The following is a 13,029-nucleotide window of genomic DNA, read 5'->3' as shown; positions in this document are numbered from 1 at the left end:
TTAGACAAGGTGATTAAGATCCTTTAAATAAGAAGTATAACTATTGAGATGAAAGAGGATTTTCTGTTTGAAGAGATATTCTTGATTTTGAGGATTCTGAGTCTTTGTATTCTTTGAGAAATGAGACTTAGAAGATATTCGTTGTGTTTACCAAAACAGGACTAAGTTATTTTGCCAAGATTGAACTTGGAATAGAGTTTTCAATCTTGGCAGAATGTATTATTACTTAAAATTCTTAATGGCTTTAAGCAATGCAAAGAAGCATATAGCTAAGCCTAATATTAACAATGAATAAATATAGATTTTATTGTTTGAGAAAAACTGTACCAATACACCTAATGCAATAATGCTGAAACCCAAGATTGAATATACCTGAGCTTTTTTTAATTTCCTTTCTTTCACTTATCCTTCTTTTTTAATCAACATATAACAATTCCTGTCATCTACTTAATTCCCTATTAAGGGAAAAAGTAACCCAAGAAAGTTCTGTTTTCTTTTAATGGATTAATCTTGTTGATGAAGTGTCTCCAAAAGCTGACTATTGTCTTTACGAATTGGTGATCAGAGAAACCATTTTATTTTTTTTCAAAAAAAAAGTAGGGTAGATGAAGATTTATGCGGTACACATATAGAAGAAGGAATAAACAATCATTTTTCGAAATATATTGAGTTAAACCCATAAAATTTATAATTATGAAAAAGTTATTATTTGTTTTTTTTATAGCAATTGGTTTTACATTCACATCATGTGATAAATCGGATGACAATGTGAAATTGATTGGCGAAGATGAAATTACCATAACAGATATTGCATCAGTTGTTGATACTGAGGTTGCTATAGCAAATGTTATGACGGAAGCTGATTACGAAAGTGACATGTTTTCTCTGGGTGAGAGTTCTACAAAATCAGGCGGTTATGGAGATTGTTTGAGAGATCTGTCAGGACTATATAAAAGATGGTCTTGTTATAATAATGATGAAGGTCCTGAGGTTACTGTTGAAAAAGGAGATAATGATGGTTTTCCTATGACAATTACTATTGACTATGGTGATGGTATCACTTTAAAGAATGGACGAGTGATAAGTGGTATTGTAATTATAGTCGTTTCTGCCCCTCCTAGAACTGATGGAGCTATGCGTGAAATTACTTATCAAAATTTTAAAGTGGATTTAATTGGAATAGCAGGTTACCAAAAAATTGTATTTACTGGTGAAAGTGGTGTTTCAAGGATGTTTGAGCATGATTATGATTTGAATTTTACTTTTGAGGACGAAACAGAAGTGTCTTGTGTTGGTAATAAAACTAAGGAATGGGTTGAAGGATTAGACACAAACTATGATAGAGCAGATGATATCATTCATATCACGGGACAAGATGTTTTTGTTGATTCAGAGGACAATGAATTTAAAAAAGAAATTGATGATTTTCTTGTACGATTGGGTACATGTAAATATATCGTAAGTGGTATTGTTGTTTATTATCAGAATGGAGAAGAATTTGCCAGAGTTGATTTTGGAAATGGAACATGTGATGATATAGCTTTAAAGACGACAGTTGATGGAGTAGAAGAAATTACTCTTGGATATCATAGACACGATTGTAAGAATTAAGTTTTGAGTGAGAAATGGAATAGTGGTTAGAAAACGTGCTGATTGCTATTCCATCTCTAGATAATCTCTAGATTCCAGTTCTTTATCTAAAATTTATTTTATTTTTAAGGGAACCAATTTTACACACAGTTTTGAATAAAGAACATTTCAAATATCTATTCGATACCTATTTCGATACTATTCGAAATTATTTGTATTTCCGATCAGGAGATTCAGAATTGGCGACTGATATTGCACAGGAGTGTTTTATGCGGGTTTGGGAAAAGCGAGCTAGTTTTAAAGATCCTCCATGCAAAGCATTACTCTATAAGATGGCAAACGATCTATTTATTTCCAGATACAGAAAAGAAATTGTCGCTCAGAATTATATTGCAAACACAAAGCAATACGATAAAATGGAATCACCTGAAGATATTTTGCAGTACAAGGAATTGAATAGTAAATATCAATTGGCTTTGACTCAATTATCTGAAAAGCAGAGAGTGGTTTTTTTGATGAGCAGGAATGAAGGGTTAAAGTACTCTGAAATTGCCGAGCGATTGAACCTATCAGTAAAAGCCGTTGAAAAACGAATGAAGAATGCACTTCAGTTTTTGAAATATGCATTGAAAAACGAAACGATTTTAAATTAACCGATATCATTCTCATGAGTCTTGACTTAAAAAATATGGATCAATATTCTGACGAGGAGTTTTTAAACTCTTTGCCCGAGCTTGAATTACCTTATTCAAAATCGAAAGATAAGATTTGGGCTGAGATGTTTACTGATATTGAAGACGTTCAAAAACCAGTAAGGAAAATTAAAAGCCATTGGTTGATGTATTCACTTGCTGCAAGTCTATTGCTCGTGATTGCAAGTGCTGCTTTTATGCGTTTTTATACTCAAAGCATTCATTGTTCTAAAGGAGAACACTTATCGGTATTATTACCAGATAAGAGCAGAGTAGAACTTAATGCAAACTCCAGTTTGACTTACCACCCTTATTGGTGGCGATTTACTCGTGAAGTGAAATTCGAAGGTGAAGCATTTTTTAATATCAGCAAAGGGAATCGTTTCGATATTGTTTCTCGTTCCGGCTCCACGAGTATTCTAGGTACAAGTTTTAATATTTATAGTCGAAAGAATAATTATAAAGTAACCTGTTTCACAGGAAAAGTAAGGGTGCTTTCAAATATGACTCAAGATGAGGTGGTTTTATATCCTAAAGATCATGCATCAATCAATAGGAATGGACTGATAGAATTGAAAACTGATATAAATGCTAAGGAAAAGACAATGTGGCGCGATCATATATTTTTCTTTACCGCTACGCCTATTCAACAGGTTTTAGAGGAAATTGAGCTGCAATATGACATACGAATTGTGAAGAAAGATTTAGCGAAAATTCCTTACACTGGGAACTTCAAAAAAAGCCATTCAGCTGATGAAATATTGAATTTGGTTTGTTTACCTTTAGGATTAGAATATTATAAAGTTTCATCAAAAAAGTATATTGTAGGTTCAAAACATACTAAGTGAAATTAAAAATCGTCATTCTACTCTGTTTCATTTTCGCTCTAAGACTTACCTCATATTCTCAAGAAATTAGAGTCAACGCGAAAGAACAAAACTTAAATCAAGTTCTAATTGATTTGAGAGATAGGTATGATGTGCAATTTTCTTTTAATGATGAGCTACTCTCTAAATTCATTATTACAACATCGCAAACTTTCCCAGAAGTTGAAGAAGCTATTAAATTCTTATTAAAGAACACCTCACTTGATTATCAAAATGCAGATGGCGTTTTTCTTATTTATGCTGATAAGAGAATAAAGAAGTATTACCTAAGAGGGAATTTATACGATCTTGAAACCAATGAAAGTTTGCCTTATTCACATTTGTCCATAAATGATATCCCTCAGGTTAGCGATGTAAGTGGTGGTTTTTCATTCACTTCTGACGAAGATGAAAAGCTACATCTTCAGGCTTCACACTTGGGCTATTTTATTTTGGATACGGTATTAATTACTAGTAATATTCATAAACTCTACCTTCATCCTGCCAAGACAGATTTACCTGAAATATTAGTTTCAGATAGGATGGTTCAGAACTTCATTAATATTGGTAACGAAGTGGGCAATATCAGCCTTAACCATAAAATTGTAAACTTTTTGCCTGGTAATGGCGATAATTCAGTATTTGAGCTTTTACGTATGCAGCCAGGTATTGCAGCCTCAAATGAACAATCTGATCGCGTTATTATTTGGGGGTCTTATGATGGAGAAACTCAGGTTTTATTTGATAAAATAACTCTTTGGGGGCTGAAGAATTCTTATCAAAATATTGGAGATATCAATCCCTTAATGGCAAAGCATATCGATGTTGAAAAGGGAGGATACGATGCACGTTATGATGGGAGAGTTGGAGGTTTTGTAAATATTACGGGTAAGAATGGAAATAAGAATAAGCCTGCATTTAATTTAGTATTGAGTAACGTAACTGCTAATGCTTCGTTAGAATTGCCTTTGAGTAAAAAATCTTCACTAATTGCTGCATACCGACAGACTTACTATAACTTGTATGAAAGTGAGTCGGTGGAATCCCTTAGTATTAACTCTCAAAATGATTCACATATAGCATCAAATATAGTTTTGACACCCAATTATCAATTCCGGGATATGAATCTGAAATATTCTTATTCTGGAGATAAAGGGGATGCATTTCAAGTAAGCTTGTTGCATGGTTCAAATAAATATGATTATAGTTTTACTGATGGGCGATTTAGTCAGATAAAAAAGAGTAAGGATGAAGAAACAGAACAATTTGGTGCTTCTGCTTTGTATAATAAGCAATGGAAAAAAGGAGGTAGAAGTGAACTTTTTATTACAAGTTCAGGCTTGAATTCTACCCTTACTAATATCGTGCAGTTTAATAGGATAAGAAATCAGGAAACAGTCGTTCGGCGTAAAGATGATCGAAAGACAAAAATTATTGAATACAAAGCTGGATTGAGACATGATTTTAATCTATCAAAGAAGATTCTTTTTCAAACGGGGATGACCTACTTGTATAGTAAGATTGAGTATTCAGAAGATTCTCTTGATGTGAGTACAATGAATTATGATTCTGATATGGGAAGGCTGAGTAGTTTTTTGCAGAATAAAATCTCATTCAATGAGAAACTAAGTGCAAAAATAGGAGTAAACCTAAGTTACCCAACATTAATTAATCAATTCTATATTGACCCTCGAGTTTCTTTGAGTTATAAAATATCTCCCTTAGTATCCGTAAATTCAGGATGGGGGATTTATAGGCAATTCATAAGTCGAAGTATAATTTGGGATGATGAGGGAAATCTTCGTAATTTTTGGGTAGGAGCAGATAATAAAACCATACCTGTTTTAAATTCACAACATTTTGTTTTTGGAAGCTCTTATCATCAGGATGATTTTACGATAAGTATTGAAGCATTTCACAAGTATACTAAAGGACACACACGTTATTTTCAAGATAGAAGAGTAGAGGGCATAACAATTGGTGAAAGTCAGACGACTGGGCTCGATTTATATTTGAAAAAGACGATAGATAAACACGTCTTTTGGTTAGCATACACGCTTGGTAGAACTGAAGAGAAATTTGAATATGGTCGGGTTCAAACATTTCAAAGAGCACTGCACGATCAGACTCATGAACTTAAATTTGCGGGTTTGGTTAATTTTGGACGTTTTTATTGTTCTGCCAATTACATTTGGGGATCAGGTTTCCCTTCTTATAATACTCTTCAAAACACAATTGTGTCAGAACCCGATTATAATCGTATAGATGCTTCTATTATCTATAAAATGAAACCTAAGAAAGTAAAAACGGAGTTTGGTTTGATGTTTCTAAACGTTTTTGATAGGAAAAATATTAATTATTTCAACTCGGAGCAAGTTAATATAGATCAGGAGACGATATTGAGTGTAAACGAAAAGACCACGCCTTTTTCGGTGCGCTTATTCTTGAAAATTGGATTTTAAGACGTTTTAAACCTCGAAGAATCTAAGTGATCGGATAAGTGATTAACGCTTCAGAAATAAACTACTAAATCTAACAGACAGGGTGATTCACAATTTTATCGTATGACCCTACGAAGCATTTTATTCACTATCCTCACGACTTAGTATCCTTCAGATTTGGTTAATAATTAGACGACCCAGACAAAGGGAAAACTGTTTGGATTGCCATGCACCACTAAATCGACTTTTCAAGTTCTCATAGCTTTATTAAATTTTAGCTATTATTTCTAGAGCTATAAGCTTGAAAAGTAGATTTATTGATATTTTAAATATTTATAATTCTATAAAATACTATCAGCTGGAAGCCCTTCGAAACATGATCTAAGCGTTTTAAGACGTCTATTAAAATTAGCAGACTGATATTCCTTTTCTTGTTTTGATGAGAATCTTGCTTCCAATTCTGATCTAAAAACAGTCATTTCTTCTTTGCTTATTAATTGCTCGATCATTGACAGTCCTTTATCGATATCCTGATTCAGAATTACAGATAGTTTATTTAAGACCATTTTATGAAGAGATTGTTTTTGACTTGTGTTGATTGAATCATATTCAATCTCATTAGTTAAAACAGGTTTGCCGAATTTTATTACATTTGAACGCATATCCTATGTTGCTTACTATGTTGATTTGAAAAACGACATGAATGTAGCACATAGCTTAGGCTCTGGAAAATCACTTTTATGAGTTATTTCCGAAGTTCAAAGTTCGTTTGTGCGATAAATAACTTGTTTATTAGTTAGATACGGAAAAAAAACAACTATGTCTAAGCACCAAATTGAACCCTTATTTCAGCTAATCAAATCGATGACTAAGTCTGAAAAAAGGAATTTTAAACTTTACGCTAATCGAATAGGGAGCGGAAAAGAGAGCAAATTCATACAAGTCTTTGATTCTATAGATAAGATGGAGACTTATAAGGAAGAGCTCATTATTAAGCGGGCTAAGGATATCAAGCTTTCTCAACTTCCCAACCTGAAAGCTCATCTTTATAAGCAGTTGTTGACCAGTTTGCGACTCACGCAGGTGAACCATGATATTACCATAAATATTCGTGAGCAGATTGATCATGCAAAAGTATTATACAATAAAGGCTTGTACCAACAAAGTTTACGAATGTTGGAAAAGAGTAAGGTTTTGGCTGAGAAATATGAGCGAAAACTACTTCAGCTCGAAATTGTTGAGTTTGAAAAACTCATCGAATCTCAGTACATAACTAAAAGTATGGAGACTAGAGCTGATGAAATTACTTTAGAATCGAAAGGTCTCAATCAAGAGATGGGAGGGACGATCTATTTCTCCAATATGTCTATTCGCTTGTATGCCTTATACCTAAAGGTGGGGTATGCTCGTAACGATAAGGACCTTTTAATGGTTCGTGAGTTCTTTAATTCAAATATTCGATCAGTGGACATGACGAAATTGAGCTTCTACGAAAAGCTGTACCTATATCAGTCCTATGTTTGGTATTATTTGATTATTCAGGATTTCCTAATGTGTTATAAGTACGCGCAAAAGTGGGTCGATTTATTTCGGATGAATCCTGATATGATTACGAGTCAGTGTGATTTGTATCTGAAAGCTCTTAATAATGTCTTGGTCGCTTTATTCTATACGAATCACTTAAGTAAGTTTAAGAAAAATCTGAAGATTCTTAAAAATCTTGAAAATGAGGAATATGTAAAGGCAAACTCAAATCTGTGTATTTTGCAGCAACAGTTTTCCTTTATGCATCAAATTAATCAGTTTTTTATGGAGGGGCAATTCAGAGCTGGAACTTCCATTGTTCCAGAAATTGAATCCTTTATCGAAGCCAATAAGTACAGTTTAGACAAGCATCGAAACTTAGTTTTTTACTATAAAATTGCCTGCTTGTACTTTGGATGTGGTGAATATAGAGAAGCTATTAAATACTTGAATAGGATTATTGATGAGAAAAACACTTCCCTTAGGGCTGATATTCATTGTTTTGCACGAATTCTAAATCTGATTAGTCATTATGAATTAGAACATACCGATCATTTGGATTATCAAATCAGATCGACTTATCGCTTTTTGGTTAAGATGGAAGATTTGCAAGAAGTACAAAAATATATTCTACGTTTTATCCGACGATTAAGTGTGATTAGTCCTGATCAGTTGAAAGAGGAGTTTATCAAATCTAGAAGAGATTTAATGCAATGGGTGAACGATCCATTTGAAAAGAGAGCTTTCCTTTATTTAGATGTTATTTCATGGTTAGATTCAAAAATTGAAAAACGCCCGGTACAAGATGTGATTATGGAAAAAGCTAGAAGAAACAAATAGGCAAAAAGCTCTCAGAATCGTTACTGAGAGCTTTTTTTTTACATACTTAAATTTTTAATTGAAATTTATCTCAGCGCAAAATTGATAGGTATTACATATTCTACATTGACTACTTTTCCGCGTTGTTTTCCAGGAGTCCATTTTGGCATTTTGCTGATTACTCTTATGGCCTCAGCATCAAGTGAAGAAGAAGCAGTTTTGGCTAATTCTACACGACCAACCACACCTTCTTTATCAACTACGAATCTAACATAGACACATCCTTCGATACCATTTACTTGAGCAATTTCTGGATATTCTACATTCTGATTTATCCAAGTTTGCAGGGCTTTGTCTCCACCAGGGAATTGAGGCATTTCTTCAACAGCGACAAAAACTATCTCTTCATTGACAGTTTCAGATTTTGTTAGAGCTTGATCTGTTTTTGTTATAGTAACAATCTCTTCTTCAATTGGAGTCTGGGTTTCTGATGTACACTTCAGATTAAGTGTTAAAGCAATTGCAATTGCAGGTATTACTAACAGAAGTTTAAATATTCTGTGTTTTGGTGTATTGGCTTTCGTCATCATTATCATTCGTTTTTTAGTAATAGAGTAATTAAAGTTATTGGCTAAACCCATCACTTCAACTCCCATTATTTGGTTTAAAATACTCGCTTGATATTGTCCGATGTTGCAGCCTTGCGCAATAACTCCTTCATCAGCCAACAATTCATGCGTTTGTTTTATGGCACGCTCAAACAGCCATGCAAAAGGATTAAACCACAATATAATTGTTGTTAATTCTACCAAAAGCAGATCGATCCAATGCTTTTGTCCCACATGTACTCTTTCGTGTGCTATAATATTTCTAAATGATTCTGTATTATAATCTTTATCACTAATTACAATTTTTCCTAGAAAAGAGAAATTAGGGGTACCCTTATCAACTTTTATCAATTCTTGCCCTTCATATTCATCTTTAGGGTTGTTTCTGATAATATTCTGGGTCTTATTAATTCGGATAATAGATCTTAGGAATAAGATGAGACAAATGAAGGTGTAGAAGCCAACAGTGAATTGAGTTAATGAGATGTTCTCTAATAAGGCATTTGTATGACTTCCTTCAGCAGTTAGATTGATCGCGTTTAGTAGTAAAACGATATTTGAGCTATTGGCAGCTTCCGCGACTTCAAAATTCATCTTGATTAGAGGCAAAATGAACGCCATTAATAGAGAAGAAGCTAAGTATAGTCTGATTCCCTTGTAGAATTTTTCATCTTGTAAAAAGAAATGATAAACCCCATAGAATAAAGCTAGAATAGCTGATGATTTTAATAGGTAGATATATAGATCGTTCATATCGCTATTCTTTATTAATTTCTTTTTTAGTCATCTCAATCATATCTTCCAAATCGGATATGCTTAGGTTGTTTTCCTTAGCAAAGAATGAAGCCATCATAGAGAAAGAGCCATTGAAGTAGTCCTTTAATAAACTCCCCATTTGGTGACCTGAATATTCTTCTTTGGTAATTTGTGGTATAAATAAATGCGTTTTCCCTTGTGGTATTTTAGTAACGAAACCTTTTTTTTCTAAAACTTTTAAAACCGTTGCAACAGTTGTGTAAGCAGGCTTAGGTATGTCAAACCTATCAACAATACTTCTGATATTGCTTTCATTTAGGTCCCATAATATCTGCATCACCTGTTCTTCGGCTTTTGTCATTTGTTTCATACTGTACTCTGTTTGTTGTAATTATAGTTTTTGAATTCACTATCTACTACAAATTTAGTAGATAATGTTTTAATAAGCAAGCTTTCTACTATTTATATAGTAGAGCTTCCCATAAAAAAATCCCCAAAGTTTCTACTTTGGGGATTTTTCATGGAATATATTTTCAAAAATTACATGATAAGTTTATATCCTTTACCATGAACATTTATAATTTCGATATTTGTATCTGGTTTAAGATGTTTACGTAGTTTGGTAATATAAACATCCATGCTTGTGCATTAAAATAGTTATTGTCTAAGCAGATAGTTTTAAGCGCTAAATTACGCTCTAATATCTCATTTGCATTATTGCTGTAGTTTAAGAAGCTCAGATTCTTTAGTGGTTAGCTTAATTGCCTTGTCGCCATCGTGAAGCAATTGCTTTTTGAATGGAAAAGAAAACGCCCGGGACAAGATGTTATTATGGAAAAAGCTAGAAGAAACAAATAAGAAAAAAGCTCTCAGAACCGTGACTGAGAGCTTTTTTTACATACTTAATTTATAAATTATTATTTATTTAGAGCAAAGTTGATAGGTATAGTATATTGTACTTTTACTATTTTTCCATTCTGTTTCCCAGGTTTCCATTTTGGCATTGTACCGATTACTCGCATTGCCTCAGCATCAAGTGATGCTTCAGCACCTCTCATAATTTTGATATCTTCAATACCACCTTTTTTGTTAACAACAAAACCTACATAAACTCGTCCTACAATTCCTTTTTTTGCCGCAGCTTCAGGATATTTTATATTACGAGCAATCCATTTTTGAAGTTCATTGTCGCCACCCGGAAATTCAGGCATGTCTTCAACAACGACAAAAACATCTTTTTTACTTGAAAAGCGCTTAGCTCTATTACCTTTTTTTCCTGATTCTAGATATTGTTGAGATTTAAGAGTCAGGCAATAAGTGTCTCCTTGCTTTTTGCCATTAAGAATAAAGTCATCTATGTTACGAGTAATAACTTCTTCTTTTCCATTAAATATTCTAACTACCGTGTTTTTTTGAACTGTAGCTGAGAATTTTCCTTGAGAATTAGTCCTTGCAACAAAGACTCCCTTAATGTTTACGGCATCTTTTGAGTTTGTATCTTTCATTTTAAACAATAAAACACTGTAGTTTGCTACAGGTTTGTTGTCATTGTTGAGAAGTGTCCCTTCAATTTTTACTTTTTCAGATTTTTTAGTAATTGTTACAACTTCGTTGGTTTGAGCCTGTGCAACATTCACAACTTGTAAATTAAGAGCAAGTAATGCTGCTATAGCCGGGAATATGTATAGAAAACGGAGTTTCCTAGAATCTGATTGGTTATCTTTAGTCATCATGATCATTCTTTTTTTAGTAATTGAACAGTTGAAGTTATTGGCTAAACCCATCACTTCAACACCCATTATCTGATTTAAAATACTCGCCTGATATTCTCCGATGTTGCAGCCTTGCGCAATGACTCCTTCATCAGCTAATAATTCATGCGTTTGTTTAATAGCACGTTCAAAAAGCCAGGCAAAAGGATTAAACCACAATAAAATTGTTGTTAGTTCCACCAAAAGCAGATCGATCCAATGCTTCTGTTCCACATGTACTTTCTCGTGTGCTAGTATATTCTTAAATGAATTGGTATTATAATCTTTTGAATTGATGATGATTTTCCCTAAAAATGAGAAGCTAGGTGTGTCATCAGTTAGTTTTATCAACTTATGACCTTCAAATTCATCGTACGTTTTATCTTTAATAATGTTTTGTGTAGAAATAATTCTGAATATTGCTTTTGCAAGCATATAAAGGCAGATTAAAATGTAAAGCCCAAGGATTATTTGAATTAAACTTATATTTTCGATTAGTGGCGTATTAGCATTGGTCTCGTGTGTTTGTACAAAGGGATTAATCATCAAGAGAAAATCTGAGTTCTCACTTGCTGTTACCACTTCGTATTTCACTTTAATTAGGGGCAAAATAAACGATAAGATTAGGGATGATCCAAGATATAGCCTAATAGCATTATAGAATTTTTCATCTTGTAAAAAGAAATGATAAATCCCATAAAATAAAGCTAAAGCAGCTGATGATTTCAGTATATAAATATAAAAGTCATTCATATTACTTCTTATTAATTTCTTTTTTAGTCATCTCAATCATTTCTTCCAAATCGGAAATGCTTAGGTTATTTTCCTTAGCAAAAAAAGATGCCATTTTAGAAAATGAGCCATTAAAGTAGTCCTTTAATAAACTCCCCATTTGATGACCGGAATATTCTTCTTTGGTAATTTGTGGTATAAACAAATGCGTTTTCCCTTGTGGTATTTTAGTTACGAAACCTTTTTTTTCTAAAACTTTTAAAACCGTTGCAACAGTTGTGTAAGCAGGCTTAGGTATGTCAAACCTATCAACAATACTTCTGATATTACTTTCATTTAGGTCCCATAATATCTGCATCACCTGTTCTTCGGCTTTTGTCATTTGTTTCATACTGTGCTCTATTTATTGCAATTATAGATTTTGAATTCATTATCTACTACAAATCTAGTAGAATAAAGTTCAATAACAAACCTTTCTACTATTTTTATAGTAGCTTGTGCCCATAAAAAATCCCCAAAATGTTTATTTTGGGGATTTCTTATCGAATTATATTTTCAAAAATTACATGATAAGTTTATATCCTTTACCATGAACATTTATAATTTCGATATTTGTATCTGGTTTAAGATGTTTACGTAGTTTGGTAATATAGACATCCATGCTTCGTGCATTAAAATAGTTATCGTCTAACCAGATCGTTTTAAGCGCGAAATTACGCTCTAATACTTCGTTTGCATTATTGCTAAGTAGTTTAAGAAGCTCAGATTCTTTAGTGGTTAGCTTAATTGCCTTGTCACCATCGTGAAGCAATTGCTTTTTAGAATCGAAAATGAAACGACCTAGTTTGAATTCTTCTTGTTTGTTTTCCGACTTGCCACCAGATCTTCTTAGTACAGCTTCAATACGAACCAAAAGTTCTTCCATACTAAAAGGTTTGGTCATATAATCGTCAGCTCCCAATTTGAAACCCTCTAATACATCATCTTTCATCGATTTTGCAGTTAGGAATATAATAGGAATTTCAGAGTTGATTAAACGAATATCCTTAGCTAATGTAAAACCATCACGATGAGGCATCATGACATCGAAAATGCCAATATCAAAAGGGTTCTTTAAAAATGCATCGTATGCCTTATCACCATCTTCGCATAAGGTTGTGTCGTAGCCTTTAGCTACTAAATATTCTTTAAGCAAAAGGCCGAGATTTGCATCATCTTCAGCCAATAAGACTTTAATTTCTTTTTTCATA

Annotated in this window: 12 protein-coding genes; 5 read left to right on the top strand and 7 right to left on the bottom strand. The window is 33.0% G+C overall.

Annotated elements, in window-relative coordinates; all coding sequences use genetic code 11:
• Nucleotides 1–693: 693 nt before the first annotated feature.
• The 4 genes from ACXR6G_RS16150 (at nt 694) to ACXR6G_RS16135 (ending at nt 5,610) form a co-directional block, all read left to right on the top strand.
• Nucleotides 694–1,611 carry a hypothetical protein gene (locus tag ACXR6G_RS16150; RefSeq protein ID WP_458362481.1) on the top strand — a complete coding sequence of 306 codons (918 nt, stop codon included), beginning with the start codon at nt 694–696 and terminating at the stop codon, nt 1,609–1,611.
• A gap of 131 nt (nt 1,612–1,742) precedes the next feature.
• Complete coding sequence (locus ACXR6G_RS16145) at nt 1,743–2,243, top strand: RNA polymerase sigma factor (RefSeq protein ID WP_458362480.1); 501 nt, start codon at nt 1,743–1,745, stop codon at nt 2,241–2,243.
• A 14-nt stretch (nt 2,244–2,257) separates the two neighbouring features.
• Complete coding sequence (locus ACXR6G_RS16140) at nt 2,258–3,130, top strand: FecR family protein (protein ID WP_458362479.1); 873 nt, start codon at nt 2,258–2,260, stop codon at nt 3,128–3,130.
• Nucleotides 3,127–5,610, top strand: coding sequence for a TonB-dependent receptor plug domain-containing protein (locus tag ACXR6G_RS16135; RefSeq protein WP_458362478.1), 2,484 nt, complete (start codon nt 3,127–3,129; stop codon nt 5,608–5,610). The genes ACXR6G_RS16140 and ACXR6G_RS16135 overlap by 4 nt, the downstream gene beginning before the upstream one ends.
• A gap of 320 nt (nt 5,611–5,930) precedes the next feature.
• Here ACXR6G_RS16135 and ACXR6G_RS16130 read toward each other — a convergent pair whose 3' ends face one another.
• Nucleotides 5,931–6,251: a hypothetical protein gene (locus tag ACXR6G_RS16130; RefSeq protein ID WP_458362477.1), complete on the bottom strand. Its 321-nt coding sequence runs from the start codon at nt 6,249–6,251 to the stop codon at nt 5,931–5,933.
• 157 nt (nt 6,252–6,408) lie between these two features.
• Between ACXR6G_RS16130 and ACXR6G_RS16125 the strand changes: the two genes are divergently transcribed.
• Nucleotides 6,409–7,953 (top strand): hypothetical protein, encoded by a 1,545-nt coding sequence (locus tag ACXR6G_RS16125; RefSeq protein ID WP_458362476.1) that lies wholly within the window; start codon nt 6,409–6,411, stop codon nt 7,951–7,953.
• 65 nt (nt 7,954–8,018) lie between these two features.
• On the opposite strand, the gene ACXR6G_RS16120 is transcribed toward ACXR6G_RS16125, so the two are convergent.
• The 6 genes from ACXR6G_RS16120 to rprY all read right to left on the bottom strand — a co-directional run bounded on the left by ACXR6G_RS16120 (nt 8,019) and on the right by rprY (nt 13,028).
• Nucleotides 8,019–9,293, bottom strand: a complete 1,275-nt coding sequence (locus tag ACXR6G_RS16120) for a TonB family protein (RefSeq protein WP_458362475.1) — start codon at nt 9,291–9,293, stop codon at nt 8,019–8,021.
• A gap of 4 nt (nt 9,294–9,297) precedes the next feature.
• On the bottom strand, nt 9,298–9,666 hold the full coding sequence (locus ACXR6G_RS16115; protein ID WP_458362474.1) for a BlaI/MecI/CopY family transcriptional regulator: 369 nt from the start codon (nt 9,664–9,666) through the stop codon (nt 9,298–9,300).
• Between the two features lie 170 nt (nt 9,667–9,836).
• Nucleotides 9,837–9,935 carry a winged helix-turn-helix domain-containing protein gene (locus ACXR6G_RS16110; protein ID WP_458362473.1) on the bottom strand — a complete coding sequence of 33 codons (99 nt, stop codon included), beginning with the start codon at nt 9,933–9,935 and terminating at the stop codon, nt 9,837–9,839.
• Between the two features lie 278 nt (nt 9,936–10,213).
• Entirely contained in the window at nt 10,214–11,800 is a 1,587-nt protein-coding gene (locus tag ACXR6G_RS16105) for a TonB family protein (protein WP_458362472.1), read from the bottom strand.
• A gap of 1 nt (nt 11,801) precedes the next feature.
• Complete coding sequence (locus ACXR6G_RS16100) at nt 11,802–12,170, bottom strand: BlaI/MecI/CopY family transcriptional regulator (RefSeq protein ID WP_458362471.1); 369 nt, start codon at nt 12,168–12,170, stop codon at nt 11,802–11,804.
• A 171-nt stretch (nt 12,171–12,341) separates the two neighbouring features.
• A complete protein-coding gene (rprY, locus tag ACXR6G_RS16095) occupies nt 12,342–13,028 on the bottom strand; it encodes a response regulator transcription factor RprY (protein ID WP_458362470.1) in 687 nt (228 codons plus the stop codon).
• Nucleotide 13,029: the final 1 nt, after the last annotated feature.

The organism is Ancylomarina sp. YFZ004 (assembly GCF_054254355.1).
The sequence above is the reverse complement of the archived record's forward strand: the minus strand, read 5'-3'. Positions and strand labels throughout refer to the sequence as shown.

Coding starts and splice junctions, on each gene's coding strand:
- ACXR6G_RS16150 (WP_458362481.1), top strand. CDS start 694: ATGAAAAAGTTATTATTTGTTTTTTTTATAGCAATTGGTTTTACATTC.
- ACXR6G_RS16140 (WP_458362479.1), top strand. CDS start 2,258: ATGAGTCTTGACTTAAAAAATATGGATCAATATTCTGACGAGGAGTTT.
- ACXR6G_RS16130 (WP_458362477.1), bottom strand. CDS start 6,251: ATGCGTTCAAATGTAATAAAATTCGGCAAACCTGTTTTAACTAATGAG.
- ACXR6G_RS16125 (WP_458362476.1), top strand. CDS start 6,409: ATGTCTAAGCACCAAATTGAACCCTTATTTCAGCTAATCAAATCGATG.
- ACXR6G_RS16120 (WP_458362475.1), bottom strand. CDS start 9,293: ATGAACGATCTATATATCTACCTATTAAAATCATCAGCTATTCTAGCT.
- ACXR6G_RS16115 (WP_458362474.1), bottom strand. CDS start 9,666: ATGAAACAAATGACAAAAGCCGAAGAACAGGTGATGCAGATATTATGG.
- ACXR6G_RS16110 (WP_458362473.1), bottom strand. CDS start 9,935: ATGGATGTTTATATTACCAAACTACGTAAACATCTTAAACCAGATACA.
- ACXR6G_RS16105 (WP_458362472.1), bottom strand. CDS start 11,800: ATGAATGACTTTTATATTTATATACTGAAATCATCAGCTGCTTTAGCT.
- ACXR6G_RS16100 (WP_458362471.1), bottom strand. CDS start 12,170: ATGAAACAAATGACAAAAGCCGAAGAACAGGTGATGCAGATATTATGG.
- rprY (WP_458362470.1), bottom strand. CDS start 13,028: ATGAAAAAAGAAATTAAAGTCTTATTGGCTGAAGATGATGCAAATCTC.